This is a genomic window from Ruegeria sp. HKCCD6647-2, from assembly GCF_057221075.1.
This window is the reverse complement of record NZ_JBWVBD010000003.1, coordinates 394,522-419,386: the sequence shown is the minus strand read 5'-3', so window position 1 is coordinate 419,386 and position 24,865 is coordinate 394,522. Positions and strand designations below refer to the sequence as shown.

At 56.1% G+C, this 24,865-nt stretch carries 25 protein-coding genes; 9 read left to right on the top strand and 16 right to left on the bottom strand.

Features of this window, described 5'->3' with window-relative positions:
* The first annotated feature begins 23 nt into the window (after positions 1 to 23).
* The 4 genes from AC2TDJ_RS11005 to AC2TDJ_RS10990 all read left to right on the top strand — a co-directional run bounded on the left by AC2TDJ_RS11005 (position 24) and on the right by AC2TDJ_RS10990 (position 3,648).
* Positions 24 to 860 (top strand): 3-oxoadipate:acetyl-CoA acetyltransferase, encoded by an 837-nt coding sequence (locus AC2TDJ_RS11005; RefSeq protein ID WP_480842097.1) that lies wholly within the window; start codon positions 24 to 26, stop codon positions 858 to 860.
* Between the two features lie 4 nt (positions 861 to 864).
* Complete coding sequence (locus tag AC2TDJ_RS11000; protein ID WP_480842095.1) at positions 865 to 1,683, top strand: universal stress protein; 819 nt, start codon at positions 865 to 867, stop codon at positions 1,681 to 1,683.
* A 6-nt stretch (positions 1,684 to 1,689) separates the two neighbouring features.
* A complete protein-coding gene (locus AC2TDJ_RS10995) occupies positions 1,690 to 2,751 on the top strand; it encodes a 3-carboxy-cis,cis-muconate cycloisomerase (RefSeq protein WP_480842093.1) in 1,062 nt (353 codons plus the stop codon).
* A 168-nt stretch (positions 2,752 to 2,919) separates the two neighbouring features.
* Complete coding sequence (locus tag AC2TDJ_RS10990) at positions 2,920 to 3,648, top strand: gamma-glutamylcyclotransferase (RefSeq protein ID WP_480842091.1); 729 nt, start codon at positions 2,920 to 2,922, stop codon at positions 3,646 to 3,648.
* Between the two features lie 138 nt (positions 3,649 to 3,786).
* Here AC2TDJ_RS10990 and AC2TDJ_RS10985 read toward each other — a convergent pair whose 3' ends face one another.
* The 6 genes from AC2TDJ_RS10985 to AC2TDJ_RS10960 form a co-directional block, all read right to left on the bottom strand.
* The gene (locus tag AC2TDJ_RS10985; protein WP_480842089.1) at positions 3,787 to 5,142 is read right to left on the bottom strand and encodes a TRAP transporter large permease; all 1,356 of its coding nucleotides are present in this window, start codon (positions 5,140 to 5,142) and stop codon (positions 3,787 to 3,789) included.
* Positions 5,143 to 5,145: 3 nt separating this feature from the next.
* Positions 5,146 to 5,628, bottom strand: a complete 483-nt coding sequence (locus AC2TDJ_RS10980) for a TRAP transporter small permease (RefSeq protein WP_480842087.1) — start codon at positions 5,626 to 5,628, stop codon at positions 5,146 to 5,148.
* A gap of 39 nt (positions 5,629 to 5,667) precedes the next feature.
* On the bottom strand, positions 5,668 to 6,675 hold the full coding sequence (locus AC2TDJ_RS10975) for a TRAP transporter substrate-binding protein (protein ID WP_480842085.1): 1,008 nt from the start codon (positions 6,673 to 6,675) through the stop codon (positions 5,668 to 5,670).
* Positions 6,676 to 6,902: 227 nt separating this feature from the next.
* Entirely contained in the window at positions 6,903 to 7,745 is an 843-nt protein-coding gene (locus AC2TDJ_RS10970; protein WP_480842083.1) for an SIR2 family NAD-dependent protein deacylase, read from the bottom strand.
* Positions 7,730 to 8,767 (bottom strand): protein-ADP-ribose hydrolase, encoded by a 1,038-nt coding sequence (locus AC2TDJ_RS10965; RefSeq protein WP_480842081.1) that lies wholly within the window; start codon positions 8,765 to 8,767, stop codon positions 7,730 to 7,732. Before AC2TDJ_RS10965 ends, AC2TDJ_RS10970 begins: the two co-directional genes overlap by 16 nt.
* Entirely contained in the window at positions 8,685 to 9,455 is a 771-nt protein-coding gene (locus AC2TDJ_RS10960) for a nuclear transport factor 2 family protein (RefSeq protein ID WP_480842079.1), read from the bottom strand. The genes AC2TDJ_RS10965 and AC2TDJ_RS10960 overlap by 83 nt, the downstream gene beginning before the upstream one ends.
* 91 nt (positions 9,456 to 9,546) lie before the next feature.
* On the opposite strand from AC2TDJ_RS10960, the gene AC2TDJ_RS10955 reads away from it, so the two are divergent.
* Entirely contained in the window at positions 9,547 to 9,912 is a 366-nt protein-coding gene (locus tag AC2TDJ_RS10955) for a winged helix-turn-helix transcriptional regulator (protein WP_480842077.1), read from the top strand.
* Between the two features lie 11 nt (positions 9,913 to 9,923).
* Here AC2TDJ_RS10955 and ygiD read toward each other — a convergent pair whose 3' ends face one another.
* The 4 genes from ygiD to AC2TDJ_RS10935 all read right to left on the bottom strand — a co-directional run bounded on the left by ygiD (position 9,924) and on the right by AC2TDJ_RS10935 (position 12,766).
* The gene (gene ygiD, locus AC2TDJ_RS10950; protein WP_480842075.1) at positions 9,924 to 10,742 is read right to left on the bottom strand and encodes a 4,5-DOPA-extradiol-dioxygenase; all 819 of its coding nucleotides are present in this window, start codon (positions 10,740 to 10,742) and stop codon (positions 9,924 to 9,926) included.
* Between the two features lie 78 nt (positions 10,743 to 10,820).
* Positions 10,821 to 11,231, bottom strand: a complete 411-nt coding sequence (locus tag AC2TDJ_RS10945) for an antibiotic biosynthesis monooxygenase family protein (protein WP_480842073.1) — start codon at positions 11,229 to 11,231, stop codon at positions 10,821 to 10,823.
* A 90-nt stretch (positions 11,232 to 11,321) separates the two neighbouring features.
* Entirely contained in the window at positions 11,322 to 12,299 is a 978-nt protein-coding gene (locus AC2TDJ_RS10940) for a glutathione S-transferase family protein (protein ID WP_480842071.1), read from the bottom strand.
* Between the two features lie 56 nt (positions 12,300 to 12,355).
* Positions 12,356 to 12,766 carry a DoxX family protein gene (locus AC2TDJ_RS10935; RefSeq protein ID WP_480842069.1) on the bottom strand — a complete coding sequence of 137 codons (411 nt, stop codon included), beginning with the start codon at positions 12,764 to 12,766 and terminating at the stop codon, positions 12,356 to 12,358.
* A gap of 169 nt (positions 12,767 to 12,935) precedes the next feature.
* Here AC2TDJ_RS10935 and AC2TDJ_RS10930 point away from each other — a divergent pair, with 169 nt between their 5' ends.
* Positions 12,936 to 13,838: a LysR family transcriptional regulator gene (locus AC2TDJ_RS10930; protein WP_480842067.1), complete on the top strand. Its 903-nt coding sequence runs from the start codon at positions 12,936 to 12,938 to the stop codon at positions 13,836 to 13,838.
* Here AC2TDJ_RS10930 and AC2TDJ_RS10925 read toward each other — a convergent pair.
* Complete coding sequence (locus AC2TDJ_RS10925; RefSeq protein WP_480842065.1) at positions 13,741 to 14,859, bottom strand: hypothetical protein; 1,119 nt, start codon at positions 14,857 to 14,859, stop codon at positions 13,741 to 13,743. The two genes, AC2TDJ_RS10930 and AC2TDJ_RS10925, sit on opposite strands and share 98 nt — an antisense overlap.
* A 126-nt stretch (positions 14,860 to 14,985) precedes the next feature.
* Between AC2TDJ_RS10925 and AC2TDJ_RS10920 the strand changes: the two genes are divergently transcribed.
* Positions 14,986 to 16,041 carry a tyrosine-type recombinase/integrase gene (locus AC2TDJ_RS10920; RefSeq protein WP_480842063.1) on the top strand — a complete coding sequence of 352 codons (1,056 nt, stop codon included), beginning with the start codon at positions 14,986 to 14,988 and terminating at the stop codon, positions 16,039 to 16,041.
* A 54-nt stretch (positions 16,042 to 16,095) separates the two neighbouring features.
* Here the strand turns inward: AC2TDJ_RS10920 and AC2TDJ_RS10915 are convergent, their stop codons facing one another.
* Both AC2TDJ_RS10915 and AC2TDJ_RS10910 read right to left on the bottom strand, forming a co-directional pair.
* The gene (locus tag AC2TDJ_RS10915; RefSeq protein ID WP_480842061.1) at positions 16,096 to 17,202 is read right to left on the bottom strand and encodes a ParB/RepB/Spo0J family partition protein; all 1,107 of its coding nucleotides are present in this window, start codon (positions 17,200 to 17,202) and stop codon (positions 16,096 to 16,098) included.
* On the bottom strand, positions 17,199 to 18,506 hold the full coding sequence (locus AC2TDJ_RS10910; protein WP_480842060.1) for an AAA family ATPase: 1,308 nt from the start codon (positions 18,504 to 18,506) through the stop codon (positions 17,199 to 17,201). Before AC2TDJ_RS10910 ends, AC2TDJ_RS10915 begins: the two co-directional genes overlap by 4 nt.
* Before the next feature lie 464 nt (positions 18,507 to 18,970).
* On the opposite strand from AC2TDJ_RS10910, the gene AC2TDJ_RS10905 reads away from it, so the two are divergent.
* Positions 18,971 to 19,654, top strand: coding sequence for a DnaA N-terminal domain-containing protein (locus tag AC2TDJ_RS10905; protein WP_480842058.1), 684 nt, complete (start codon positions 18,971 to 18,973; stop codon positions 19,652 to 19,654).
* 112 nt (positions 19,655 to 19,766) lie between these two features.
* Here the strand turns inward: AC2TDJ_RS10905 and AC2TDJ_RS10900 are convergent, their stop codons facing one another.
* From AC2TDJ_RS10900 to AC2TDJ_RS10890, 3 genes are all read right to left on the bottom strand, one after another.
* The gene (locus AC2TDJ_RS10900) at positions 19,767 to 20,546 is read right to left on the bottom strand and encodes a carnitinyl-CoA dehydratase (RefSeq protein ID WP_480842056.1); all 780 of its coding nucleotides are present in this window, start codon (positions 20,544 to 20,546) and stop codon (positions 19,767 to 19,769) included.
* Between the two features lie 3 nt (positions 20,547 to 20,549).
* Entirely contained in the window at positions 20,550 to 22,565 is a 2,016-nt protein-coding gene (locus AC2TDJ_RS10895) for an acetate--CoA ligase family protein (RefSeq protein WP_480842055.1), read from the bottom strand.
* Positions 22,566 to 22,671: 106 nt separating this feature from the next.
* Complete coding sequence (locus AC2TDJ_RS10890) at positions 22,672 to 23,832, bottom strand: acyl-CoA dehydrogenase family protein (protein ID WP_480842053.1); 1,161 nt, start codon at positions 23,830 to 23,832, stop codon at positions 22,672 to 22,674.
* 100 nt (positions 23,833 to 23,932) lie between these two features.
* Here AC2TDJ_RS10890 and AC2TDJ_RS10885 point away from each other — a divergent pair, with 100 nt between their 5' ends.
* Positions 23,933 to 24,847 (top strand): GlxA family transcriptional regulator, encoded by a 915-nt coding sequence (locus AC2TDJ_RS10885; RefSeq protein WP_480842051.1) that lies wholly within the window; start codon positions 23,933 to 23,935, stop codon positions 24,845 to 24,847.
* The last annotated feature ends 18 nt before the right edge of the window (positions 24,848 to 24,865 follow it).

Here is a 24,865-nt window from a genome sequence, read left to right as displayed (position 1 = left end):
CCCAAAAAGAATAGGTCAGATCTATGGCTAAGCCCTGTATTATTTGCGTCGCAATCACCGGCTCATTGCCCACCAAGGAAAACAACCCAGCCGTTCCGATTTCGATCTCCGAGCAGATCGAAAGCACGCAGGAGGCATTCGAAGCTGGTGCAAGCATTGTGCACGCGCATGTCCGCAACGATGACCAGACGCCCTGCAGCGACCCAGACAAATTTGCCCGGCTCAAAGAAGGGCTGGATATTCATTGCCCGGGTATGATCATCCAGTTCTCAACCGGCGGGCGTTCAGGCGCAGGCCGGACACGCGGTGGAATGCTGCCGTTGCGCCCTGACATGGCTTCGCTCTCAGTAGGGTCCAATAATTTCCCCACCCGCGTCTATGAGAACCCACCGGATCTGATCGACTGGCTGGCGGATGAGATGTGTACATACAGGATTACGCCGGAGGTCGAAGCGTTTGACCTTTCTCACATCCTCCAGGCCATTAAAATGCATCAGGGCGGAAAGCTATTCGGCAAACTATACGTGCAGTTCGTAATGGGCGTGAAAAACGCAATGCCGGCAGACAAGGCGGTATTCGACTTTTACGTACAAACCCTGAAGGATCGCGCACCCGAAGCCGACTGGTGTGCCGCCGGAATTGGACCCAACCAGATAGTCCTGAACGAGTGGGCCATCGCCGCCGGAGGTCATACGCGCACCGGCCTCGAAGATAACGTCCGCATCGACCGCAATACGCTGGCACGCTCCAACGCTGACCTAGTAAAGTGTGTCACCCAATTATGTGATAAATACGAGCGACCTGTCGCCACATGGCAGCAGGCGAGGGAGATTTTGCGACTGTCTACACCCGGAGTTTGATCCGATGAGTACCAAAAACATCCTTTGCGCCTATAACGGCTCGGACACTGCGGTCAGTAGCCTGCACTATGCGATCAGGATTGCCAAACATCACAATGGCTGGCTGACTGGAATAGTGCGACACGGACGACCTGTGTTGGAAGCCCGTTTTGGAGGCCAATTCCCGAAAGAAGTCGTCGATATCATGCATGAAAATGACGCCAAACGGATCCGACAGGTCGCAAAAAGTTTTGAACGGGAAACATCGGACTGCGGTATTTCAGATCGTTCAGAATTTATCGAAATTGAAGATGAAATGGATCTGGCTCTCGGAGAAGTCTCACGCACCTTTGACCTGATCGTTACAGGCGTCCCGGAACGCGAAATGAATGTGGACCACCTTGCTGCTCATCCCGACATGATTGCCTTGAGAAGTGGCAGACCGGTCCTGGTAGTTCCGGACGCTTATGCTCGAGAAGGCCTGGCAGATCATGCATTGGTCGCCTGGGACGGCAAACGCTCGGCCGCTCGGGCGATTGGGGATGCAATGCCAATTCTCGAAGAAAAGGCCAAGGTCAGCATTCTGTGTGTGGGCAAATCAGCACCTGCAAACACCGAACAACTTTTGCGGAACCTCAGTCGCCACGGTATCCATTCGGAGTTACTGACCAGACCCAAAACTCATTCAGTTGGGCAAACCGTGCTGGACACAACACGGGAAGTCGGCGCACAGTTGATCGTGATGGGTGCTTATGAACACAGTAAATTCTCTCATGAACTGTTCGGTGGTGCGACCACGGATGTGTTGGCCAGCACGCACGTGCCAGTTTTCATGTCGCACTAAACAACCATGAGTGATGTGTTTTCGCACCCCTGGCTCGGCGGTTTGTTTGATGACCCGCAAACCCGGAAACTGCTGTCTGCTGAAGTGCAGTTCGGGCACATGCTGGAAACCGAAGCGGCATATACCAGTGCGCTCGGGCATGTCGGGTGGGTATCCCCAGACGTGGCGGAGCAAACGGCCAAACTTATCAGGGTGCAGCAGCCGGATTACTCGGTGCTACGCGATGAAACCGCACAGGACGGTGTTGTTGTACCGTCCCTAGTTCGCATGCTTCGGGCACAACTGCCGAAGGAATGCCAGGACGCCCTTCATCACGGCATGACTTCGCAGGATGTGATCGACACCGCGTTGGTCCTGACGTTCAAAGACATCTTTCCCCTGTTCGCCCGGCGTATTTCAGATCTGATTGAGGGCCTGAAATCACTGGAAGAAACACAAGGCGCAAACAGACTAATGGGCCGCACTAGGATGCAAGCCGCCTTGCCGATATCGGTGGCTGATCGCCTGCGCAGTTGGCGAAAACCTTTTGATGACCACCTGGAGCGGCTGAACCAAATGGAGCCGAGGGTTCTGAAGTTGCAACTGGGTGGGGCCGCAGGAGATCGCACAGCGTTGGGAGACGAGGCAGAGCCGATTTCCGCCCATATGGCTGCATCGCTCGGTTTGCAGAATTCTGGGGCATGCTGGCACAACCGTCGTGACAGTATCGCCGAGTTCGCAGGATGGTTGTCGCTGGTTACGGGAAGCTTTGGCAAGATCGGTCAGGACGTTGCGCTGATGGCGCAACAGGGCTTGGACGAAGTGACATTGGAAGGCGGCGGCGGTTCATCGGCAATGCCGCACAAGCAGAATCCCGTAACAGCAGAGCTATTGGTTTCTCTTGCACGCTTCAATGCGGTTCAGCTTTCGGGTATCCACCAGGCACTTGTCCACGAGCAGGAACGGTCAGGTGCGGCCTGGTCTCTCGAGTGGATGATCCTGCCGCAAATGATCATTTCCACTGGTCGGTCTCTAACGGCTGGAGCTGCATTGGCTTCCCAGATATCGCGGCTTGGCAGCCAAGGCTGAGAAAATGAGTGCACGTGTGTTTCACCTTTCGCGCTCACATCACCTACACTGCCCGGACTACCCGGCCGGCAACACGCATCGTGTCTTTGCCCAATTATCGGGCAAAGCAACCGGAATTGAGAGGTCAACATTCGGCGACCGAGTTGAGGGAATTGAAGAAGAGGTACTATGACAACTAGCAGGAATCCATTTCACTTTCATCCTGAATTGAGGTCAGCAATAACTGACCCTAAGCAATCGTTTTTCCGATCCTTTACTACTGAGGTTCTGGCCAAAAAATCTCAAGAGCTCGGACTGACACAATGGTGGTTCTCTGACGAAGTACGAGAAGCAAAACGCCTGGAATCCTTGGCTGGCCGAAGGGACGACGACCTTTGGGTCTTTGCATATGGATCGCTCATGTGGGACCCGGCGTTCGAATTCGCAGAAGTGCGAAGAGCATATTTACCGAACCACGAACGGAAATTTATTCTCAAGGACATTTACGGAGCGCGAGGCACAGTCGAGGCGCCCGGTTTGATGGCCGCTCTGGATAAAGGCTCGGGATGCAACGGCCTTTTGTTCCGAATTACCCGAGACAATCTTGATGAAGAAACCGCAGTAATATGGCGTCGCGAACAAGTCGGACCTGCGTATATTCCAACATTTGTCACCGCTCAAGTCGATGACATGGCGATCGAGGCGCTCACGTTTTTGGCAGATCACGATGCAGAAGTGATAGAACCAAATATTTCCCGCGAAGATCAGGTTCGCTTTATGGCTACAGGAGTGGGGTTTGCCGGATCGAGTATCGAATACCTAAGGGGAATTCAGAAGAAATTCGCGCTTCTTGGTATTTGCGACGAAGAAGTCGAATCCCTGCTTCGCGATGCAGAAACTCATTTGTCTTTCGACTAAGACGGCTTGTCGAATTGAGGCAGGGCCATCACCCGAAACCACATCCTTCTCCACATAGGTTCCTAGAAGTTACTCCCACCCAAGTTCGCCCCTGAGCGTTCAGCACTCTATAACCACTGGCGCAAAGGTCATGTCAAATCAACCCGAAAGTACACCCGGTAGCCAAAGGGTCAGTGCTGGAAACAGGATTAAAACACCTACTCGAAGAATTTCTGCACCGAAGAAAGGAAGTACACCAACAAAAGTATCACGCATCGGAACATCCGGGGATTGAGCAGAAATAATAAAGACATTCATTCCAACAGGTGGTGTAATCAATCCCAACTCAACCACGATCAGGGCGAGGATTCCGAACCAAATCTTCAAATCCTCGGTGTCCATTCCAAAAGGCGATGTTTCGGCTGTGGCATAGTCGCCGCCGTTGATCTCAACCAGCACCGGCCAGAAAAACGGAATGGCCAGCAGGATCATCGACAAGCTGTCCATCAAGCACCCCAACAGGATAAGAACCAGCAACAGCAGCAGAAGGGTCAGCATCGGCGTCAGGGTGGAATTGGCCATCATTTCGGCCATGGCCTGCGGCACGCCCCCGCGCGACATGAAAATCTTGAGCAGCTCGGCCCCCAGCAGGATGAGATAGATCATTCCAGCAGTGCGGGCGGTTTCCAACAGCGCCTCCCGCCCGTCGTTGAGTGTAAACTGAGCACGCACCAATCCAAACAGCGTGACCATAACCACACCAACGGCCGCGGCGGGGGTCGGATTGAACAATCCCAGATAAATTCCGCCAATTACGACACTGAACACCAGACCCACCGGCAACACATTCAACGTTGCCGAGATCAATTCCTCGCGTGAGGCGGCATCACCTTTCGGACCTGCTTGGGGTTTGACCAAAACATAAATCAGAATTGTCAGAATGAAGAACGCAACCGCAATCAATCCCGGTATTAACGCTGCCATGAACATCGTGACCACGTTGGCCTCGACAATGATCGCATAGATGATCAACACGACCGAAGGTGGAATCAGGATGCCCAAAACCCCGCCGGCTGCGATGGTCCCGGTGCCCAGCGTCGAGGAATAGTTGTACTTCTTCAGTTCGGGCAGTGCGACGCGACCCATGGTTGACGCAGTGGCCAATGACGAGCCGCAAACCGCCCCGAATCCGGCGCAGGCGGCAATAGCGGACATGGCCACTCCCCCGCGCATCCATCCAAGCCAGGCATTTGCGGCACGAAACAAATCGGCACTCAAGCCCGACCGCGACGCGATTGCGCCCATCAGCACAAACAGAGGTACAACTGACAGGTCATAGATCGAGAATTGTCCGTAAGCGAGGTCTTTAAGCTGACTAAGAACGATCATGGGACCATTCAAAAGGGCAATTCCAACGCCACCAACAATGATCATTGCATAGGCGATTGGCATACGAATGGCTATTAGAAACACAAGCGTTCCGAGGCCCATCAGGCCAATAGTAATGCTGTCCATCGGTCAGACCTCGCTGCGAGTAAGCGTTCTCAGAGCTTCTCCCAGCGTGATCAACGCCGCCAGAAACAAAAGTGCCAAAGATACCAATGCAGGAAGGAACGCCCACCAAATTGGAATTTCCAGGATGCCGGTGAATTCCTCATACTCACGATAGTCCGAAAGCCCTGCGCTCATTCGCCAGATCAAAAATGCAGCAAACAACAACGCTACGATTGCTGCCGCCGCCGACATCAGTGCAACCGACCGGGGACCTGCGCGCATCGTAAAAATGTCCGCCGACACGTTGGCACCAACCAATTGGCAATAAGGCAAGAAACAAAAGGCCGCTATTGCTGCTCCCATTTCGGTCAGTTCGAAATCCCCAGGGAAGGGCTTGTTGATTATCATCCCGGCAAGGATTGACCATGCGTTGACCAGAACCACCCCAACCAAAACCCCGCCTCCAATCAGCGCCCAGCCAGTGATCAGGTGGCGCGCAAGATCCACAGATCTTGCGACACAAGATGCTTGCGTCCCCGACACTGTTCAGTTCGAGGCCATGTTTTCGGACACAAGCGCAACCGCGCGGTCGTAAAGCGCCTGCCCGTCGATGCCTTTTTCATTCATTTCAGTGATCCAGCGTTCGACCACAGGTTCCATAGCGGTTTCGAACTCGGCCCATTCGGCGTCGCTTAGCTGGATATGTTCGTTGCCGGATTTGGTGGCAATTCCAATCCCGAATTCTTCGGCCCCGTCCCAGATGCGACCCACTTCGGCATGCCATTCCGGGCCTGAGGCATCTGTGAAAATCTGCTGGATATCGTCGGGCAAGCTCTCCCAGCGATCCTTGTTCATCACAACAGAAAAGGACGTCGTGCCCAGACGTTTCCCGTCCGGTCCTTCAATCTGGTACTGAGTTTGTTCCTGTACTTTCAAGGGCGGGATAATTTCAAACGGGATGAGAGCGCCATCAATCACCTTTTTCGACAATGCCACAGGAATTTCCCCAACCGATGTCTTGACCGGGCTCGCCCCCAATGATTCAAGAACCCATGCACCGGTTCTGGAAGGAATGCGGATTTTCTTGCCGGCCACATCCGCAGGCGTTCGCACTGGATCCGTTGCCATGTGCAAAGCGTTGCCGCCGTGTACATGCTGGAACAAGGCGTGAAGGCCTTTGAAATCCTTGCTGAGTTCGTCTGTGTACATCACTTGCATTGCCCTGTTAACCGCAGCGCTGTCCCCCTGGTGGACACCCGGCAGTTCAAAGACCTCGGTGCGCGGAAACGAACCGGCTGCGTAGGCGTTGACCATCCAAACCATATCCACAACCCCATCACGCGCTTGACGAGGAAGCTGCGGTGGCTTGCCACCAAGGGTCATTGAAGGGAAAATCTCGATTTTTATGCGCCCGTCGGACGCCTCCATGATGCGTTTGGCCCACGGTTCCAGCATTTGCGAATGCGCTGGAGCTTTTGGGCTCAGAAAATGATGCAATTTGAACTCAAACTCTTCGGCAAAGCTCACTTGTGCTCCGGCGAATGCAACAAACATTCCAGTTGCGGCGCCTTTAACAAACCCTGCGAATCTCATTGGACCTCCTCCGTCAAAACTCCATGAAATGGATTAGCCTGGAACTTGCCGGAGAGTTTAGTTACTGATTGTTTACATTTAAAATGAAATCTACGGCTTTTTAGTTTCCGTAGTTAGCATGTTTGAGCAGTTTCCCTGCAGTCAATCTGGTCCGTCGACAGGGATATTTGGACAAGTGGCAGTGGATTCTAAGAAGTAGCAGCCAATATGTCAGACAAGGCGACATCTGCATCAGTTGGCAGCGATAGCGCGCCTGCCGGTACCTCGGGATAATCGAGATTGATGCGAATGAACCGGGCGTTTTGAAAATGAGTTCCTATCCTCTCCATTGGCCACCGAATAACGCTGGGTGTATTGAAACCTGCACCGATTTCAAGCACCGCCAGCCTCTGGCCATTGACACACTGGAGCCAAGTCGCAAAGGCCTTTGATTGCGAAACGTAAGGGGTCTCTATAAACCATCCACCCCCTCGCACATTCATGAACACTGGCCCGCCGCAATTGGGACACACCGCGAGTGACGATTTGTCCTCAACCTTTTGATTTTGTCGGTTGACGGATGGCAGCATCGCGTCGACCAGAGGGATCCCATCCCAGGTTTGGTCTGTGCACGGCGTCAGACATTGGAACAATTCATAATCGCCCTGGGGTGTATAGATGCGCGTAGGATCAAATCCATTTTTATAGAAATACCGGTCGACATTTGAAGTCACGACAAAATAGTCCTTGTCGCCAACCAGCTTAAGTAAATCCTGATACACTTTTGTCTGGCGCGCCCTGTAAACGTGGTCCAGAGCAACCGACAGGTAACCCCATTTGAGTGCCTCGTCTTTGAAGGGGAAACCCATCATTTGATACTGATTGCGGGCACCGTACTGCAGCATTCCGGGGAACCTGTTAGCAAACGCAACTTCGTCGGCGTAGTCCAGCCCGGCCGCAACAGACATCCCCGCGCCGGCTCCGATCAGTACTGCATCGGAGTCTCTTATCGTTTGCGCGACCATTTCTACGGTATTCAAAGCAGTTCCCATTGCCTCGCTTCCTGCTCATAAATTCTTGTGGCAGCGTCGCCAAAAGTATTGAAAATCACGTGACTTAGACCTTTGGGGTTCCTGCCGAGCCAATCAATCACTGTTGCAAGTGCAATCTTCGCAGCGGCTTGCGCAGGGTATCCGAATACACCAGTCGAAATTCCGCACAGGGCCACCGAACGGGCCCCGGCCTCGTAGGCCAAGGAAAGACTGGACTGATAACAATCCGCCAATTGAGTTTCTTGTCTCGTCGTTGGTCGCGACCCGGATTGGACAATGGGACCCACTGTATGCAGGACGTATCGGGACGGCAGATTGTACGCGCGCGTTATTTTGGCGGCACCGGTCACCTCACCATGCCCCTGCAATTGCAATATCTGATGGCAATCTTCCCTCAGCTGCGGGCCAGCCGCACAATTGATCACATTGTCGATACAGGCATGGAACGGCTGAAAGCATCCAAGCAATTCTGAATTGGCAGCATTGGTGATGGCATCGACACGAAGCGTCGTTGTGTCACCGTCCCAAATGCTGATCCGCCCGCTGACATTGGAACCTCCGTTCAATCGCCGCAACGCTTTTGAGTCTGTTATTGCTTTTTTTGACAGTTCGTGTTGAAGCAACCGGTCGGTCGCATCGAGCAAGTTTGACGGCAAGTTTCCAGGGCTGCGAACAGTCAACGCTGCCTGCACCCACCTTCGCCGTTCCTCAGCGGACTGAGGAACGGCATATCGCTCAATAAATCGCGCGGATTGGCTATCGTGATTAAGGGCATGCACGACATCGTCTAACGCATCAAGAGGATTCCCGGTTGCAGGAACAAACGCTTCGTACAGGCGTATCTCTTGCTCATAAGCTGACAGTTGCACTACAAAACCCCGAGTGATTATTAAGGTGATCTCAGCAGGCCAATCTGCCTGCTGAGACTGAGTCAGGCGCTCAGAACTTGCCGTTTTCGTGTGCCATCTCAGACGGAATGTCGGAAATGACATCCCAGTGTTCGACGATTTTGCCGTCTTCAACGCGGAAAAGATCAAAAAAAGCCGTGGGATTTCCGGCTAGGGTGCCTTCGGAGGCGGTAAAGACAAAGTTGCCTTCGGCTACGACCAGATGTGTTTCATTGTATTTCATAGTGACGCCCTTCTCGGCCCAAGCCGTCAGAGCTGCACCCAGACCGTCCAACCCATCGGCAATCTGGCTGTTGTGCTGGATGTAGGTTTCGGTCGAGATGAACTCTGTGATTTGATCACCTTTTCCGTCACGCAGGATCGTATCGACAAACCTGGTTACTAACTCTTTGTTTACTTTTGTCTTATCCAGATCGACGATCTCGACTTCACCATCGGTTTGCGTGCGCCCCGACGGGTTCGGCTCGGCAACCGCTGTTAGATTGTCCCAATGCTCGGCCACTTTCCCGTCCTCAACACGAAACACGTCAAATCCGACCAAAGCATCGGCACCAAAAGCTTGCGCATTGGTATAGGTGTTGTGCAGGACGACCAAATTACCCTCTTCCAAAACGCGATGCGTGGTTACCTCTAAACCGCTTTCCTTTAAACTGGGGATAAAGCCAACAATAGGTGCAGCACCGGTCGGAACAGCTGGATTGTGCTGAATATACCCAGGAGCCAGCAGCTGTTCGGCAGCTTCTGGGTCGAAATTGGTGAAAATGGCAGTGACGGCGTTCAGGACAATTTCTTTGGGAGTCATTTTCGTTTCCTTTGATTTTGGTTGTGTTGCTGTGCGCAACTGGTATCATAACTATACCTAGTATCAATTACGCACTTTATAGGAACCAGGTATGCTCCAAGTAACCGCGACAACCAATGAAGAAAGCAAACTGTGCCCGGTCCGTAACGTGCTCGCCAATGTAACAAAAAAATGGCAAACGTTGTTGCTTCTGGCGCTTGAAGATGGCCCGATGCGGTTTGGCGCGCTAAAACGGATAATCGGGGACATCACCCAGAGAGTGCTAACCGAAAACCTGCGTTCAATGGAGCGCGACGGATATGTTACACGCACGGTACATTCCGGACCACCACTGGCAGTCACATACGAGCTGACGGAAATGGGCAAAGATCTTGTGGAGGTCATCAAACCCCTCGTGATATGGGCGCAGAATCATTTCGACAAGGTTGAGGAAGCTCGCGCCAGATATGATGGTTGATACTCACGTCGTTAGTAGAAGACGAAACTACGCATAGATATGCTTCCGATATCGATTGTCTCGTTGGTGAACATCAGTTGATCTTTAACATCCGCGGCCCCGGCGATTGTCAGGGCCGGGATGTAATGGTCCAAGGTTGGATGCGCGCGGAACAATTGGGCACCCAGCGCATTTCGGTCTGTCATGGCCCGGAAGTTTCTGTTTTTCAGAAACGTGGCGATACGCGTGTCGAACTCAGTCGCCCACTCATAAGGAGTGGCCCCCAGACGTAAGTTGCGTAGGTTGTGCACGATATTTCCGCTGCCTAAGATTAGCACCCCCCGGTGACGCAACTCCGCAAGCGCCTGCCCAACCGACAAATGCCAATCCAAGTCTTGCGTCATGTCGATCGACAACTGAAAAACAGGCACGTCTGCACTAGGGTACATCCAGTTCAGAACCGACCAGGCTCCGTGATCCAGACCCCAAGTTGCGTCGGCCTTTGCATGGTGGCTGGCCAGCAAGGAGATTACTTCGGCCGCCATCTTCGGGTTACCACATGCCGGGTAGTCCTGCTCGTACAATTCTTTTGGGAACCCATAAAAGTCATGGATCGTGCGTGGCGTCGTTGACACGTCTACCAGGGTTGAGCCCCGTGTCATCCAGTGCGCCGAGACCACCAGGATCGCTTGCGGCTGTGGCAGGGATTGACCAAGGGCGGCCCATTCGCGTGAATGAGAAGTTTCTACGATAGCATTCATTGGACTTCCGTGCCCCAGAAATACAACCGGCATTCGGTCTGTCGCCGTCAGAGCATCTTTTAGCTTCCTCACGTTCTGATCGACGCTCATGCTGGAATACTCCCAAATACAGTAGGCGTAGCCGAAAAAAATCGGCGAGCCATCAATTGGGACGGCACGCCGATGGGTTTATTCTGCTACTCTATAACGAGTCATGGTCATTGAATCTGCATCCAGCTTAGAGACAAATTTTGCTGCCGCAGCTGCATCCATGAAGGTTGCCATGGACGCGTCGGCCGCATCGGGGCTTTCCCAATAGACGACGACTAGCCACGCACCGTTCTCGCCTTTTGCGGACTGGCGGGCCACAAAGCCGGGCTGTTTCGAAACGTGCTGTTCCTGCACAGCACGGTCAAGTTCGGAAAACTCCTCGTAAGTAACACCTTCCTTGAGATTGAAGTTCACAATCTCAATTACTTTGGCGTCCTCCAGATTCTGCGCGTCGGCCCGTGTCACGGTTAGCAGGGGCAAGGCTGAAAGCGCGGCTAAAAAAAATATTTGCCAAAATTTTTTCCCGATTGCTGGCTTATTGATGATCATGGCCGTTTCCTTTCATTCTGACCAATTGTTTTCGAGTTGCCGAATTATTGGGTGTGCTCAACTGGCCCTCTCTAGCTTACCTGGCACCAGCTAACTCTGTTTCGCAGACATGACGGATCGCTCCAGATCTTCGGGTCCTTTGGGAACAATTCCGTTTGGGTTGAGGGCGGTGAGCGAATAGTAACCGCTTTTGATATGATCAAGGTGAACTGTCTCGGCCACGCCTTGTACGTTCAAAACCCGTTGCATGTGCCCGTGCAGGTTCTGATAATCCACCAATCGCTTCTTGTTGCATTTGAATAGCCCATGATATGCAGCGTCGAACCGGATCGACGTGACAAAAACCCAAATGTCTGTTTCTGTCAGGCGATCGCCAAAAAGAAATCTGCGACCGTCCGACAACAGTTCATCGAGCTTGTCCATTTCGCTGAAGAGCTGGTCATAGGCTTCTTGATAGGCCTTCTGGGACGAGGCGAAGCCACATTGATAGACTCCATTATTGTAGTGCCTGTAGACCCGAGAATTTAGGGCATCAATGTCTACTGCCAGATCTGAAGGGTACAGGTCAGGAGTACCAGGGACAAATTCCGCGAATGCACTGTTGAACATCCGCACGATATCTGCGCTTTCATTGTTCACAGCTTGTCCGGTTTTTGTGTCCCACAACAGTGGAACGGTCGCGCGTCCGGTGAATCCGGCATCAGCGCGCGTATATGTTTCGTGCAGGTACTTTGAGCCAAACAAGTGATCGTCAGTTGCACCAGGGAACGCACTGAACGCCCAGCCTTCGTCAGTCATTTGGGGCGAAACGACGGAAACTGATACCAAGGGCTCCAACATTTTCAGTCTTCGCGCGATTAATGCGCGTGATGCCCAAGGGCAGATATAGCCAACGTACAGATGATATCTTCCTGTTTCTGCTTTGAAGCCGGCGTCGCCTGTTGGACCGGCGCTACCATCCGGAGTAATCCAGTTCCTAAATGACGAAGTCTGACGAACAAAGCGCCCGACCTCGTCCGCGTTTTGGACGGGATCCCAAGTTTTTACCCATTTTCCGCTGATCATCATGACTGCACTCCGTAGGTGAGGAAAGCCGATGCAAGCTGTTAACCTAATCAGTGCATCTAGGAGTTTCTTACGAGTCGAGGTGTTAGCACGTACTTCCCTTCATCAAGCAGGGCTACTGCCAGCATGACCACCGCCCAGAAAACGGGAAACTCCCAACCGCCGCCATCATTTGCAAACATCCAACCGTTTGTGCCATGTGCAGTAACAGCAGCACCTAACAACACAGGTATCGTAACCAGCGCAGCGATCCTTGAATAAACGCCCAGTATCAGAGCGGCCGCTGCACCCAGTTCAACCATAATCACCACATACCCAAGACCCCCGGGCAGTCCAAGAGAAGTAAAATAGCCTGCCGTACCCGCTGGTGTGAACACCAATACCTTCAGCAGTCCATGCGCCAAAAAAAGAACACCAGTGCTCAAGCGCAATAGAAGTGCCGCGAGATCGGTTCCGTTTTCGAGTTTCATTTTCGTCTCCTATTCAATCGATCACTTCGCCGGTTCTTGGTTGGCGGTTCACTGGCATGAAGCGGCTGGATCAACCGGCGCCAAATTTAGTCGGCTTAGAACTAGCCCGGCGTTATTCGCCGATAAAGGTTACTATTGGCGAAAAACTGTCGTCGTAGTATTCACAATCATGGACTTGATTGATGGCATGAGAACTTTTGTTGCGACTGTGGAATGCGGGTCGTTTACAGCGGGCGCAAATCGGGTTGGAATCTCCAAGAAACTGGCAAGCAAATACGTGGCTGAGTTGGAAGAACACATTGGTGTAAGACTGCTGAACAGAACCACCCGAAGTTTGTCGCTAACGGATCTGGGGCAGCAGTACTATTCGGGATGCATCAATCTACTCACGTCTTTGGAGAGCTTGGAGAATGATCTCAAAACCGAAAGTGACGCACTGACGGGAACATTGCGCATCGCTGTACCTTTGGATTTTGGACGCGCTGTCATAGTTCCGATCGTAAATGAATTCAGCGACCAAAATCCCAACGTCGTCGTCGAGATCAACATGAGTGATCGCTTTGTCGACATCGTTAACGAGGGCTACGATCTCGCTATTCGGGCAGGAATTCACCAAGATTCCTCGCAGGTGTCCCGACTGTTGGGAAAGATGGACATCTGGTTGGTCGGTGCGCCATCCTTGTTTGAAGACAAGCCGGTTCCAGTTGCCCCCACGGACCTAAGTCAGTTCGCTACTTTGCAGGATTTGAACTTTCGATCCGGAGGCTTGTGGCGATTTCGCAAAGGCAATAATATTACGAAAATTGCGCCTAATCCCAATATCCAGGTCAACAGCGCCCAGTCGATCCGAGACTTGGCATTATCTGGCCGGGGTCTCGCATGTTGTCCGGATATCTTTGTTGCCTGCGACGTAGAAAAGGGGCGGTTGATACGTCTTTTGCCTGACTACAAGCTTCAGACAAGCGAAATCAGAATTATCTTTGCCAGCGCCCAGCAAATTCAAAGAAAAACGCGTGTTTTTGTTGATTTTCTGGTTCAGAAATTTCGAGATGGACAATACGACAATAGTTGATTGAAAGCGCAATTGCTGACGTCTGGCACTCAACCGCACCCCTCACACTGCTGCGGCCCAGAAGCGGTATCTGCCCTGTCCGGTGATTTCGCGGGCCGGGCCGCGTTGGGTGAACAGGTTGAGGTTGCGGCGAGCGGACATCGACGAACAGCGCGCCTGCCGGGTCACAAGTTCGGCAGACACGATCGGGTAGCGGGTCAGGATGTCGATCAGCAGCGGCGGTGTGCGTCCGGACAAATCCCGGGTCTGCGCTTGCGCGCGATCCAGCCAGGTTGACAGCCGGTCCAGTTCCATCAGCGCCGCCAGGGCCCCCTGCCCCGGCCTTCATCGCCGCCACCACCGGTTCCAATATTTCGCCCCAGGGAGTGAGCCCTTCCCGGCGCCAGAAGGCCAGATCGCAGGCGGCGCGTGTCATCGCGTGACCCGCGTCCAGCCGCTCATGATGCGCCCGAAACCCCGCGCCAAGCGCGTCCAGCTCCGCGCCCACCGGCCGGCCGGCCTCCGGGTCGGGATCCTGTGCATCCGCAACCTCAGCCCGCCCCAGGAAGGCGCGCAGATCATCGGATGCGGAAGGACCCTGCCCCAGCAGCCGCCGTACCGCCCAGCTGGCCCGCGCCAGCGACCGCGCCTCGTCTTCCCCGGCCAGGCGCAGGGCGCGGTAGAGCGCGATCTTTTCGGGCCCGAGCCAGATCCCCTCGGCCCTTAAGGTGGCAGAGACCGACTGCAGCGCAAGCCGCTCCCCCACCCCGGCCGGCATCCGGCGCAACCGTTCGCCAAACCGGGCCACCGCGGTGACCGCGGCCAGCAGATCGCGATAACAGGCCTGTTCGGCCCGCAGCCAGATCTCGGGCTGCAGCGATCCTTCCCGCGCCGCCACCGGCCAGGGCAGATCGGTGGGCGCCGCCCCCGGCTCGGGCGCTTGCGGCAGAAACCACAAATCCTCCTCGGGCACCGGATCAGGATCGTAGATCGACCGGGTTGGATCGTCGAACGGGTCGGTATCGTCAGGGTTTGGTACCATTGGCGACCAAAATATAGGTTTTTTGTGTTTTACCAAGCGTATTTTGTGAGGACAGTATTATATCCGATAAGTATCCCTTATCATGCTTGATTGATTTTACCGGGGAAAGGGCGCAGAATGCGGGCCATGAAGCCACCTGCCCCCTATCAGCCTGCCGCCTTCCCGGCCCTCTCCATGGCCGATCAGGAGGCTCTCACCGATCTCTATGTGCGTGGCACACCGGAAAACACTCTCCGTGCCTACGAACGCGACCTGCTCTACATCACGGCCTGGAACCAGGCGCGCTTCGGGACGGCCCTCAGCTGGCCCGAAAGCGAGGCCACCGCGCTGGCCTTTATCCTCGATCACGCCCGCGATCTTGGCGACGCGCCAAAGGATGATATCGCGCGCCAGACAGCGGAAACACTGATCGCCCAAGGGCTGCGCAAGTCCCTGACCTGTCCGGCGCCTTCAACCCTGGACCGGCGCATTGCCTCCTGGCTGGCGTTTCACCGGATGAAAAGCCTCGCCTCCCCGTTCGAGGCGCCACAGGTGAAGCAGGCCCGGTCCAAGGCCCGCCGCGCCGCCGCCCGCCCCCCGGCCCCGAAATCGCAACACCCGATCACCCGCGATGTGCTCGAGCAGCTGCTGGCGACCTGCCGGGGTTCTCGCCGGGACTGCCGCGACCGGGCTTTGCTGATGCTGGGCTGGGCCTCGGGCGGCCGCCGCCGGTCGGAGATCACCGGGCTGATGCGTCAAGACGTTGCGCTGAAAGAGTTCGATGAGAAAGGTCTCGTCTGGCTATCCCTGCTGGAGACCAAGACCACGGTCAAGGGCGAGACCCCTCGGCTGGTGCTGAAGGGCCGCGCGGCACAGGCGCTGGTGCATTGGATCGACGTGGGCGGGATCAGCGACGGCCCCCTCTTCCGCCCCATCTCCAAGGCCGACCGGGTGCTGAAACGTCGCCTCAGCCCGGATGCGATCTACCAGATCGTGAAACACCGTCTGACACTGGCCGGATTGCCTGCGGGCTTCGCCTCGCCGCACGGGCTGCGCTCCGGCTTCCTGACCCAGGCCGCGCTGGACGGCGCGCCCATTCAGGCCGCGATGCGCCTGTCCCTGCATCGGTCCCTTGCCCAGGCGCAGAAATATTACGATGACGTGGATGTCGCAGAGAATCCGGCAACCGATTTGTTGGGGTGAATGCGCGGAAGGCAAAGAAGTCCATCGCTCTCCCGCATCTTCTCGCGATATTTCTTACCCGTGGGTAAGATCATCTTCTTCTTGTAGATTATCGATCAGCGCCGCAATAGCGCCTTCCAACTTGGCGCGATCAATCCTGGTGAAATCCAGATCGTATCTGAGTTCAATTCGCCCACTGGACGCAGAACATTTTGCGATACCCGCCCTGCCCGAAACCTGAAATGTCGTCTTGGCACGACGCGGTTTACTTGCAGTTTTGGCCTGACTTTTTGCAACCGGAACCGAGTTCACACCCAGAAACCCGCGCAAGATCGCAATTTCTCTGGCGCTATCCCGGTCAGGTTCCGCCATCAAAGCAGTGCTGACTTGACGCACAAGTCCGGGATCACCGTCCAGCTTCCGCTTAAGCTCTACACCTACGTTGCGCGGAATATCGTTGGGATGCATCAACACCTTGTCCAGCATCGCCAACAGGCTCGCAAACGCACGAATATAGCTCCGCTTGGTGTAACTTGCCGATTTGAACAAAATGGCCACGGCCTTGTCGACCTCCGCGCAGTCATTGGCCGGATCTTCGGTATAGGCCCGCGCAAGGGCTCCCATCTCGGCGAATGAGATATCTTTTCGGATCAGATTCTCGTCCACCATACGGCGATAGCTGTCGTCCAGCGCTGCGACTTCGGCGATGCCAGCGGGAATCGTCGTGTAGATGTCATCACTCGTTTCTTCGAGGAGCGCGCGGTAGGCCGACAGGCGCCGCATCCCCTGGATCAGGTCAAATCGACCGTCCGGACGGCGTTCGACCCGGATCGGATTGGACAGGCCGATTTCCTTGATGGACGCCTTCAATTCATCCAATTCGGGATCAGGGCCCGGCTTTCGGTCGCGCTTCAACTTGTCTGTCATGACGTCTGTAAGCGCAATCCGCTCAATCACCAGACCTTCGGACCGCAGCCGAACAAGTTCATGGGCCAGTTTGTCGTTTTCGGCCCGAATGGCATCCTCGGTGGTTTGTTGATCCCGCAAGGCATCTGCATTTTCGGAAATGGCCGCAGCCATTGGCCCGCGCCGTTTCTCGAGTACTTTGTCGGGAACTTTGCCAACCGGAATATCTTCCATCGCCGGCATGTCGATATCGAACATTCTGCGTTTGCGGCTCATGAGTCATCCTCCAGCTTGTCCCAGGCCGACAGCATCACGCCCCGGAATTCCTCATACACGTTGTCAAAGGTCGAGCGCGCGCGGCGCCAGGTCTCGCGAGTCATCTCGCGATAGTCCATCTCGTAGACCGAACTCAGAAAGCGACCGGACTGTTCGACCGCGCGGGTCATTTCGACAGGGTATTCCGCGACATGGTCGCCAAAGACCTTGCGAAAGGCGTCGAACATGGCCAGGTGCAGTGCATTGCCCGGCTCATACCGCGTCAGCAAAAAACGCAGTTCGCAGAACGTTTTGGGTAGGCCGATCTTACCCGTGGGTAAGGTTTTGTCGAAACCATAGGCCAGATCCTCCAACGCCTCGGCCAATTGTCCGATGAACGACGTCGTCGAATCATACTCCCAATAGCCGGGGCCGGAAGGGATGTAGAGCATGTCCGCTGCAAACACCGCGTTCATCGATTGATACCCGATCGCCGGGGGGCAATCGAAAAGGATCAGGTCATAAGCGTCGTCGGGGATTTGATCCAGATAGCGGGAAACGGCCGCAAAAAACGACCACTCAGGATTGAGGTGACGGTATTGTGCCGAAGCGAATTCGACGAAGGCGGCATTGGCACAGGAGGGGATCGCATCGATGGTCGACCAGGACGTCTGCTTGATAAAGTCCGAGATGCGCAGATCGCCGAGGCCCATGTCCGAGATCGAAGGCGGCAGTTCACGGCGGGGCAGGGTGGTTCCGGACTGGGCCGCTGCGGGCCTGTTGTTCATACGCTCGGTTTCCCGGATCAGGTCCCGCGCCATGATGCCCCAGACCGTGAAGTCTTCGGCCACGTCCGTCAGCCCCATGGAATGGCTCAGCGTCGCCTGTGGGTCAAAGTCGACGACGAGGACACGATAGCCGTCCAGCGCTGCGGCATGGGCCAGGTGGAGTGCAACGGTTGATTTTCCCGCGCCACCCTTGAAGTTCGCCACAGCGGCGCGGATTGCCCGCTTACCCACCGGGCGGGGCGGCATCAGCGATTTTCGATTGACCTTGAGGCGCCGCCGCAGCTCGTTGACCTCATCCAGACTGAACCATCGTTGGCGTCCTTCGGGCTCGACCTCGCCCCCCGGCAGCGAAGGGTCCGCGGCCAGCTTGCCGCGGAAAGTCGATTGGTTGACCCGGAAGATCAGCTCGGAGACTTCCCAGCTGGAAAATCGTCTCAGAGTTTTCTCCATCTCGGGGCTGAATGTCTGCTGCCGGATCCAGCCTTGCAATTTGAGAGACTGATTGCGCAATGCATTCAGGTCTTCGTGCGTGTACATGCCTCTGCCTCATTATATTGGACGTTAATTTTGACCTGTTCGCTTTTTACGCGCGATTTGCATATTTGGCAAAAGAAATTATCATGTGATAGCGATCTTACCCACGGGTAAGAAAACAAAGGGTTCCAGGGCAGCGACCGATTCGGAAGTCATGCGCGGCAGTCATGGGGTCACATTAGCGATGACCACATCATTTAGGGGGACGCTAGAGGCGCTATACCCGGATTTAGGGGGACAAAAGCCTCAAATAGGGGGTCACTCTGACCGTCCCCCTTCACCAATACTTCACCAATTTCTTTAATTATTTTTTGAGGATCATGCGCCGAGTTCCGGTGCCGGACAGTCTTCTCTTGACAGAATCGATGCTTTGGACGCTAATCAGTGCAACATCACGAAAAGCGTTGGGAAACGACGCAGAGCTGCGGGACATCCCGCATGAGGCAGACAGAGCGGTGAGGACGCGAATGCAGGTTACGAAACCGGTTGGCCGGAATGCGCCAGCCTTGAAATATGATATTCTCTCTGCATTGGGCGTTCATGCATTGTCCGGGGACAAGCACCGGCAACGCAGTATTCTGCGCATTCTGACATTGATAACCACACGGTACAACTGGCGCACCAACGAATTGTCGATCGGTCGCGAGGAGATCGCGCGCCTGTGGTCCGTCGATCAACGGACCGTCAAACGGGAGATGGCCAGGTTTCGCGGTATGGGGTGGATTGCGGTCAAGCGGCCGGCGGCGCGTGGCCGAGTGGCCGTGTATGAACTGGACCTCAAGCAGATCATGATCGACACGTCCGAAATCTGGCCGGTCATCGGAACGGATTTTCAGGAGAGGATGGGGCAGGGGGCCGAGCCTGAAACCAACATTGTTCCCTTCAAGGTCAAGCCACCACCTGAGGCGCCGGCAGGCGATGATGTCTGGAGCCTTGTTCAGGCCGCGTTGCACGCCCGCGACCCCGAACTGTGGTCAAGCTGGTTTCAGCATCTCAGTGAGGCCGAAAGGGCAGGGGGCGTGGCAACTCTTGTGGCCCCGTCGCGCTTCATGGCGGATTACATCGCGCAGAAATGGACCGGGCGATTGCTGGCCGCATACGGGCGGGTTGACCCGTCTGTAAGGTCGGTACGCCTTGAAACGGCTGAATAGGGCCTGCATCGCGGCCTGACGGCGTCAGTCACGACATCCTGACGCGTTTGGCGCCGCAATATGAGATGCGGCGGGTTTTCCCGCCGCGACCACGTTTCGATAGAGGGGTACTTTACTTGCCTTTCCAGACCGGATCGCGCTTTTCGGCAAAGGCGCGCGCGCCTTCCAACTGATCCTCGCTGGAATAGAGCACGTCGACAGTGCGCAGCTGGCGTTTGGTGATGCGGTTCATGGCGTCCTGAAACTTGCTGTCTTCCGCATCCCGCACGACTTCTTTGATTGCGGCGTAAACCAGCGGCGGACCCGAGGCCAGCAGGCGTGCCAGTTCCCATGCGCGATCCATCAGTTGGTCGGTGGGAACAACTTCGTTCACCAGACCCCACCGGTTGGCTTCTTCGGCGTCGAACCAGCGCCCGGTCAACAGAAGCTCCATGGCGATGTGGTAGGGGATGCGCTTGGGAAGTTTGACGCTGGCAGCATCCGCAACGGTGCCCGAGCGAATTTCGGGCAGGGCAAAGGTCGCATGTTCGGCCGCCAGGATCATGTCAGCCGAGATGGCCAGCTCGAGCCCGCCTCCGCAGGCAATTCCGTTCACCGCAGCGATGACCGGCTTGTTCATGTCGCGCAGCTCTTGCAGGCCGCCAAATCCGCCAACGCCGTAATCTCCGTCAACGGCGTCGCCGTCGGCCGCAGCCTTCAAATCCCAGCCCGGGCAAAAGAACTTGTCACCCGCGCCCGTCAGGATGGCGACGCGCAGGTCGGGGTCATCGCGGAACTCGGCAAAGACCTCGCCCATGACACGGCTGGTGGCCAGATCGATGGCGTTGGCTTTTGGCCGGTCGAGCGTCACTTCGAGAATTGCGCCGTCGCGACGGGTTTTGATCGGGTCCATGTCTCAGGCCTTTCTGATGAGGGCATCCACTGCAACCGCCTTGTCAGGCGTGCAGAGAAGTGGGTTAATCTCGACCTCGCCAAGCGTGTCGGCATTTTGCATGACATAGGCCTGGACGGCCTGAACTGCGGTGACGATCGCATCCATATCAGCCGGCGGCTGACCGCGATAGCCCGACAGCAACGGCGCGATCTTCAGTTTCCCAAGGGCGGCGCGGATGTCATCGGGGGTGCTGGGCACCAGCAGCGATGTGGTATCGCGCAGCACTTCGGTCAGCACGCCGCCCGCGCCGAGTGTCAGAACGAATCCATGGGCCGGATCGCGCACGACGCCGACCAGCAGCTCGGCTACGGTTCCGGTAATCATTTCTTCGATCAGGATCTCGTCGGTGCCGATCTCTGTGGCCACGTTCGCCACGTCCGCAGCCTGAACCCCCAGGCGAACGGCGCTATGTTCGGACTTGTGCGCCAGACCGACACCTTTGACGGCAAAGGGCGCCTCCAGCTCTAGCGCGGCGGACCAGGCCTCAGCTGCGCCGCGCACTGTCCGGTTCTGCGGTATGCGCAGGCCGTGATTGGCCAACGCCTGTTTGGACTCACCTTCGGTCAGGGTCCGGGTCGCTTTGGCCTCGCCCGGCAGGCAAACGGGATCAATATTGGGTGCCGTGATCTGACTGGCTGCGCGTACGGCGGACAGGGCTTCTCGCAGACCCATCAGGGGGACAACGCCGCCGTCCATCAGCTCTTGAGCGACGTCTTCGGGTAGGAGTTCCGGCAGCGTTGCAGTGATGGCGAAACGCGCACCGGTCTCGGCCCGAACTTTCAACGCGGCGCGCGAGGCACAGGCCCAATCCGTGGCATCGGTGGTCGGGTAGTCGACAATCGAGAAAGTCAGGTCGATGTCATCCCCGGTCATCCCGGACCATGCTCGTGCCATCGCACCCTCGTCGCGCCAGACATAAGTGTGATAATCCAATGGGTTGCTCAAAGCCACCATTGGCCCAAGTGCATCGCGCAATCTGATCTTCTTGTCGTCGGTCAGGCGGGGGAAGGTCAATCCGGTGCCAACCGCCATATCCGCGATCAGACTGGCCTCACCCCCCGAACAACTGATCGAAGCGATGTTGCCGCCCGGCAACGGACCATAGCAATGCAACAGTTTCAGCGTTTCGAGAAAGTCGGGCAGGGCGGGCAGGCGCGGAATGCCGAGGCGTTCCAGCAGTGCCTGCGCTCCTGCGTCGCTGCCCGCCAGCGAGGCAGTGTGAGATACGGTCGCCGCCTGCGCCTGTTCGGACGCGCCAACTTTGAGGGCGACAAGCGGGATACCCTTTTGATGCGCCTTGGCCGCCAGTTCCTCCCACTCGCGGATATCCTTGAACCCTTCGATATGCAGACCCACCGCGGTAACGCGCGGATCGTCGATCAGCGACGCAGCAATCTCGGCCTGGCTGGTCTGGGCCATGTTTCCGCAGGTCACCATATAGGCAATCGGCAGTCCGCGCTTCTGCATCGTCAGATTGATCGATATGTTCGAGCTTTGCGTGAGGATCGCCACGCCCCTGTCGATCGGCGTTGCGCCGTGTTGGTCCGGCCAAAGCAGTGCCCCGTCCAACGCATTGATGAAACCATAGCAGTTCGGCCCCAGAATGGGCATGTCGCTTGCCGCTGCGATCAGTTGATCCTGCAAGCCTCCGCTGGTGTCGTCCTCGGCTGCCGCTTCTGAGAAGCCTGAGGCGAAACAGACCGCTCCGCCCGCGCCCATGCGGGACAAGACCTGAACCGCTTCGATTGTTGCATGCCGGTTGACGCCTACAAATGCGGCGTCCGGCGCCTCGGGCAGGTCTTCGAGGTGCCCGAAAACCGAATGGCCCGCGATTTCCTTGGCTTTGGGATGCACCGGCCAGATGTGACCTGCATAGCCCATGCGTGCCGATTGCAGAATAACCTGTTGGCACCAGGCGCCGCCGCCAATGACGGCAATGGATTTCGGGCGCAGCAGCCGGGTAAGATTTTTAGTCATCGACGATCCTGATCGTGTCGTTTTTTTGTTTTCCCCCGGCGGTGACCGGGTCAGGGCAGGTTGAGAGCGTGACCCGCCGTTACCTATCCACCGCCGGGACGCGGTCTCATGCCCCCAAGGGGCGCAGAAGATCGCGGCTTATGATGTGGCGCTGAATTTCGCTGGTGCCGTCCCAGATGCGCTCGACCCGGGCGTCACGCCAGAAGCGTTCGATCGGGAAGTCATCCATCAGACCCATGCCGCCAAAGATCTGCAGTGTCGTATCCGTGACCCGTGCCAGAGTTTCGGACGCGTAGAGCTTGGCCGAGGCGATCTCGCGGTTCGAGGGCAGGTTCTGATCCAGACGCCAGGCCGCAGACAGGGTCAGCCAGTCGGCGGCATCAATTTCGGTGATCATGTCGGCGATCTGGAACCCGACACCCTGGAACTTGCCGATGGGCTGACCGAACTGCTTCCGCTCGGCGGCATAGTTCAGCGCGTAGTCAAAGCAGCGGCGCGCGCGACCGACCGAAAAGGCCGCGACCGTCAGGCGGGTGGCATAGAGCCATTCGTTCATCACCGCAAAGCCGCCATCGACCTCGCCCAGAACCTGTGCGTCCGGCAGGCGGCAATTGTCGAAATAGAGGATGTAGTTCTTGTAACCCCTGTGGCTGACCGAGTTATACCCCTCGCGCACTTCGAAACCCGGCGTGCCACGGTCCACAAGGAAGGTGGTGATCCGCTTTTTCGGGCCCTTTGGGGTTTCATCCACGCCGGTCGCGATGAAGACGATGAAAAAATCGGCGTGTTCCGCGCCCGAAATAAAGTGTTTCGAACCGTTGACGACCCAGTCTCCGCCATCCCTTACAGCCTGGCACTTCATGCCACGTACGTCCGATCCCGCATCCGGTTCGGTCATTGCCAGCGCGTCCATCTTTTCGCCGCGTACTGCGGGCAGCAGGTAACGCTCGCGCTGGTCGTCGTTGCAGGCCATCAGGATGTTCTGCGGGCGGCCAAAGAAATGCGTCAGCGCCATGGACCCGCGGCCCAGTTCACGCTCGACCAATGTGAAATCGAGATGCGACAGGCCCGCACCGCCAACCTCTTCGGGGAAGTTGCAGGCATAGAACCCCAGGTCGATGCACTTCCGCTTGATGTCCTCACCAAGCTCATGCGGCACCTGGCCCGAACGCTCCACGGCCTCTTCATGCGGGTAGATTTCGTTTTCCACAAAGCTGCGAACGGTGGAAACGATCATTTCCTGTTCGTCGGACAAACCAAAATTCATAAGGCGGCTTCCTTTGATAGGTGATTGACGGATGAAACCGCAGCGCATTATGCAATGGCATGCTGAATTGGCTTGTTGTCGTGCAGAACTGGAAAAATTGATGCAGAGATTCAACTTTGTTCTGTTTGACGGGTTCTCGAACCTTTGCCTTGCAAACATGGTCGAGCCTTTACGCGCGGCGAACACGTTGTCGCGTAAACCGCTTTATGCCTGGCGATTCTATTCGATGGACGGACTGCCCGTCCAAAGCTCCAGTGGTTTGCAGGTTTCACCCCATGATGCGTTGGGGCAGGAGAAGGGCGATGTTCTGGTCGTCATGCCCTCCTACGGGTTTCTGAAATTGGAATCAGCACAGGTTGCCCGCGCGCTCAGGGCGGCTGCCAAGCGGCACGTAAAACTGGCCGGGTTGGACACCGGTAGCTGGCTGCTGGCCCGTGCCGGTCTGCTGGATGAGTGCCGTGCCACGATCCATTGGGAAGAACTGTCCCGATTTGAAGAGACGTTTCCCAATGTCGACGTGGTACACGAACGTTTCGTAATCGACGGAAACCGGATGACCTGTTCGGGGGCGATGGCCACCTTTGATCTGACCGACAAGCTGATCCGTGCCGATCACGGGCCGCTGTTGTCGATGGAAATTGCGTATCTGCTGATGCACCGGGGAACCCCACAGGCCTATTCCCTGCCGATGAAGTCCGAAAGCTCATTGGTGAACCGCGTGTTGGCGATCATGCAGAACGCGCTGGAAACGCCAATTCAGATATCGGAGATCGCCAGCAAGCTGGGATGTTCTCAAAAGAAGATTGAAACCTGCATTCGATCGGACCTTGGAACGACCCCGCGTGCGCTATATCGGCGACTGCGGTTGAACCTCGCCCGCAAGCTTGCTGCCGAAACCGATCAGTCGGTGGCCGAAATCGCCAGCCGCTGCGGCTATGAGAACCCCAGTGCGATGACACGGGCATTTCGGGCCGAGTTCGGACAGACCCCCACTGCATTTAGAAACAACGTTTGAAACGATCAGTGCGACCGA

What these genes read in the sequence shown, in the direction of transcription:
- AC2TDJ_RS10930 (WP_480842067.1), top strand. Translation starts at nt 12,936, where the DNA reads ATGGACTTGATTGATGGCATGAGAACTTTTGTTGCGACTGTGGAATGC.
- AC2TDJ_RS10925 (WP_480842065.1), bottom strand. Translation starts at nt 14,859, where the DNA reads ATGGTACCAAACCCTGACGATACCGACCCGTTCGACGATCCAACCCGG.
- AC2TDJ_RS10935 (WP_480842069.1), bottom strand. Translation starts at nt 12,766, where the DNA reads ATGAAACTCGAAAACGGAACCGATCTCGCGGCACTTCTATTGCGCTTG.
- AC2TDJ_RS10920 (WP_480842063.1), top strand. Translation starts at nt 14,986, where the DNA reads ATGAAGCCACCTGCCCCCTATCAGCCTGCCGCCTTCCCGGCCCTCTCC.
- AC2TDJ_RS11000 (WP_480842095.1), top strand. Translation starts at nt 865, where the DNA reads ATGAGTACCAAAAACATCCTTTGCGCCTATAACGGCTCGGACACTGCG.
- AC2TDJ_RS10940 (WP_480842071.1), bottom strand. Translation starts at nt 12,299, where the DNA reads ATGATGATCAGCGGAAAATGGGTAAAAACTTGGGATCCCGTCCAAAAC.
- AC2TDJ_RS10885 (WP_480842051.1), top strand. Translation starts at nt 23,933, where the DNA reads ATGCAGAGATTCAACTTTGTTCTGTTTGACGGGTTCTCGAACCTTTGC.
- AC2TDJ_RS10955 (WP_480842077.1), top strand. Translation starts at nt 9,547, where the DNA reads ATGCTCCAAGTAACCGCGACAACCAATGAAGAAAGCAAACTGTGCCCG.
- AC2TDJ_RS10995 (WP_480842093.1), top strand. Translation starts at nt 1,690, where the DNA reads ATGAGTGATGTGTTTTCGCACCCCTGGCTCGGCGGTTTGTTTGATGAC.
- AC2TDJ_RS10990 (WP_480842091.1), top strand. Translation starts at nt 2,920, where the DNA reads ATGACAACTAGCAGGAATCCATTTCACTTTCATCCTGAATTGAGGTCA.
- AC2TDJ_RS10975 (WP_480842085.1), bottom strand. Translation starts at nt 6,675, where the DNA reads ATGTTTGTTGCATTCGCCGGAGCACAAGTGAGCTTTGCCGAAGAGTTT.
- AC2TDJ_RS10985 (WP_480842089.1), bottom strand. Translation starts at nt 5,142, where the DNA reads ATGGACAGCATTACTATTGGCCTGATGGGCCTCGGAACGCTTGTGTTT.
- AC2TDJ_RS11005 (WP_480842097.1), top strand. Translation starts at nt 24, where the DNA reads ATGGCTAAGCCCTGTATTATTTGCGTCGCAATCACCGGCTCATTGCCC.
- ygiD (WP_480842075.1), bottom strand. Translation starts at nt 10,742, where the DNA reads ATGAGCGTCGATCAGAACGTGAGGAAGCTAAAAGATGCTCTGACGGCG.
- AC2TDJ_RS10970 (WP_480842083.1), bottom strand. Translation starts at nt 7,745, where the DNA reads ATGGGAACTGCTTTGAATACCGTAGAAATGGTCGCGCAAACGATAAGA.
- AC2TDJ_RS10900 (WP_480842056.1), bottom strand. Translation starts at nt 20,546, where the DNA reads ATGGACCCGATCAAAACCCGTCGCGACGGCGCAATTCTCGAAGTGACG.
- AC2TDJ_RS10910 (WP_480842060.1), bottom strand. Translation starts at nt 18,506, where the DNA reads ATGTACACGCACGAAGACCTGAATGCATTGCGCAATCAGTCTCTCAAA.
- AC2TDJ_RS10890 (WP_480842053.1), bottom strand. Translation starts at nt 23,832, where the DNA reads ATGAATTTTGGTTTGTCCGACGAACAGGAAATGATCGTTTCCACCGTT.
- AC2TDJ_RS10915 (WP_480842061.1), bottom strand. Translation starts at nt 17,202, where the DNA reads ATGAGCCGCAAACGCAGAATGTTCGATATCGACATGCCGGCGATGGAA.
- AC2TDJ_RS10905 (WP_480842058.1), top strand. Translation starts at nt 18,971, where the DNA reads ATGCAGGTTACGAAACCGGTTGGCCGGAATGCGCCAGCCTTGAAATAT.
- AC2TDJ_RS10895 (WP_480842055.1), bottom strand. Translation starts at nt 22,565, where the DNA reads ATGACTAAAAATCTTACCCGGCTGCTGCGCCCGAAATCCATTGCCGTC.
- AC2TDJ_RS10960 (WP_480842079.1), bottom strand. Translation starts at nt 9,455, where the DNA reads ATGACTCCCAAAGAAATTGTCCTGAACGCCGTCACTGCCATTTTCACC.
- AC2TDJ_RS10945 (WP_480842073.1), bottom strand. Translation starts at nt 11,231, where the DNA reads ATGATCATCAATAAGCCAGCAATCGGGAAAAAATTTTGGCAAATATTT.